The organism is Pseudomonas sp. Sample_24 (assembly GCF_004307605.1).
Taxonomy (GTDB): domain Bacteria; phylum Pseudomonadota; class Gammaproteobacteria; order Pseudomonadales; family Pseudomonadaceae; genus Aquipseudomonas.
This window is the reverse complement of the sequence record NZ_RCNW01000251.1, coordinates 1-2,328: the sequence shown is the minus strand read 5'-3', so window position 1 is coordinate 2,328 and position 2,328 is coordinate 1. Positions and strand designations below refer to the sequence as shown.

The following is a 2,328-nucleotide window of genomic DNA, read 5'->3' as shown; positions in this document are numbered from 1 at the left end:
CGGGTCATTCCCGGGCGTAACTGGTCTATCATGTCCTGCGTGACGACATTGCCCTGCTGGATGTCGATTTTGTAAACCCCGGGGAATGAACAACCGGCGAGTGCGAGCAGTCCCACAAAGGTGAAACTGGTTAGCAAGAGCTTGGTGTTTTGCATCGGTGGGCGACTTCCACTATCTTGGCTGGGACAACGTAAACGCCGATCATACCCGCATTAAGAGAAGCTGCGAAGCAGCATCGCGAGAAAGCTGACCATGGTTGAAAATAGCGAACTACGCAAAGCCGGCCTCAAAGTGACCCTGCCACGGGTCAAGATTCTGCAAATGCTCGATTCCGCCGAGCAACGCCACATGAGCGCTGAAGATGTCTATAAGGCGCTGATGGAGGCTGGCGAGGACGTCGGTCTGGCCACGGTTTACCGTGTACTGACCCAGTTCGAGGCAGCTGGCCTTGTGGTGCGGCACAACTTCGACGGAGGCCATGCGGTCTTCGAACTGGACGACGGCAAGCATCACGACCATATGGTCAACGTCGAAACCAGTGAAGTGATCGAATTCTTCGACGAAGAAATCGAGCGCCTGCAGAAAGCCATCGTCGACAAGTACGGCTTCGAGATGGTTGATCACAATCTGGTGCTGTACGTACGCAAGAAAAAGTAAGCATGTCGCGCGAACCTGGTTCGCGATACGAACGAAGGCGACCTCTGGGTCGCCTTCGTGCTTTCTGCCCGCCTTAAACCTTCGCAGTCACCACCATTTTCTTGGCGTGAGCCAGAGATTCCTTGGTGAGATCGATACCACCCAGCATTCGTGCGACTTCTTCGACTCGATCGTTTTTGCTCAGCTTGGAGACGGCGGTGCGAGTGGCGTCCTCGCCCCGCACTTTGTGCACAAATAGATGTTGGTGCCCCTGCGCAGCCACTTGTGGCAAGTGAGTCACGGTCAGTACCTGCCCGCGCTCGCCAAGTCGACGCAGCAACTGGCCTACAATTTCGGCGGTCGGGCCACCAATGCCTACGTCCACTTCGTCGAACACCAGGGTTGGCACGCGTGATGTTTGTGCGGTAATGACCTGAATCGCCAGGCTGATCCGTGACAGCTCACCGCCAGAAGCCACTTTCGCCAGGGCCTTCAATGGCTGTCCCGGGTTTGCACTGACCAGCAGTTCTACCTGTTCGAGGCCATTCGGTAAAAGTTCGTTACTGTTGTTGGGGCGAAGCTCGATAGTGAAACGCCCTCCGGGCATGCCCAGGCGCTGGATTTCCTGCTCCACGGCGCTGGCCAGGCTGCTCGATGCCTGGTGGCGCAGATCACTCAGCTCCCGGGCTTTCTCCTGATAATGACGGGCATAGGACGCCAATTCGTCGCTCAGCCGCTCGATGGATTCATCGTTGGCATTCAGGGTTTCGATTTCGTCCAGCAGGCGCTGCTGCATCTCCGCGACCTCGGTGGGCTGGATGCGATGTTTGCGCGCCATGGTGTAGATCGCGTCGAGACGTTCTTCCAGAAACTGAAGGCGGGCCGGGTCGGCATCGAAATTGTCGAGGAAACGGTTTAGCTCGCCCACGGCCTCCTCAACCTGAATCTGTGCACTGGTCAGCAGGCTGCTGGCTTCGCCGAGCGCGCCGATGGAGCTATTCACGCTCGACAGGCGGTTGAGGCTGGCGGTGAGGGCATTCAATACATTGCCGGAATCACTTTCACTGCATTGCTCGACCACCTGCCGGCAGATCCCCAGCAAGGTTTCGGCATTGGTCAGGTTTTTGTGTTCCTGTTCCAGCTGTTCCAGCTCGTTATCACCCAGGCCGAGGTTTTCCAGTTCTTCAAGCTGATAACTGAGCAGTTGGTGGCGGGCGCGTTGCTCATCGCCGGAGTTGGAAAGGCGTTCGAGTTCCTGATGGGTCTGGCGCCAGCGTTGGGCGGCGAGCTGGACCTGGCGGGCGAGATCGGTCGCCCCGGCATACTCGTCGAGCAGGCGGCGATGGGTGTCGGTCTTGAGCAAGGATTGGTGTTCATGCTGGCTGTGGATGTCGATCAGCAGTTCGCCCAGCGCCTTGAGGTCGCCGAGCGGGCAGGGCGTACCGTTGATGTAGCCGCGCGAGCGTCCTTCGGCGGTGATCACCCGGCGCAGGATGCACGGGCCGTCGTTCTCGAGATCGCGCTCGGCCAGCCAGGTGCTGGCTTCCGGGATATCAGCCAGGTCGAAGGTGGCCAGGATATCGGCCTTGTCTGCGCCGGGGCGGACCACGCCGCTGTCGGCGCGGTCGCCCAGGGTAAGGCCCAGGGCGTCGAGCATGATCGACTTGCCGGCGCCGGTTTCCCCTGTGATCA

2 protein-coding genes and 1 pseudogene are annotated in these 2,328 nt (G+C 59.1%); 1 reads left to right on the top strand and 2 read right to left on the bottom strand.

All coding sequences use genetic code 11. From position 1 onward, the window contains the following. Positions 1 to 155 (bottom strand): annotated as a pseudogene (locus tag D8V06_RS14095) (outer membrane protein assembly factor BamE); the annotation flags it as partial. Positions 156 to 252: 97 nt separating this feature from the next. Between D8V06_RS14095 and fur the strand changes: the two are divergent. Continuing rightward, complete coding sequence (gene fur / locus D8V06_RS14090) at positions 253 to 657, top strand: ferric iron uptake transcriptional regulator (RefSeq protein WP_003197684.1); 405 nt, start codon at positions 253 to 255, stop codon at positions 655 to 657. Positions 658 to 730: 73 nt separating this feature from the next. Here fur and recN read toward each other — a convergent pair. Then, positions 731 to 2,328: DNA repair protein RecN (gene recN, locus D8V06_RS14085; RefSeq protein WP_130931155.1), on the bottom strand; the 1,598-nt coding region annotated here is incomplete at its 5' end.

Bases quoted from the DNA above. Each gene is read 5' to 3' on its own strand.
- fur (WP_003197684.1), top strand. From the start codon at position 253: ATGGTTGAAAATAGCGAACTACGCAAAGCCGGCCTCAAAGTGACCCTG.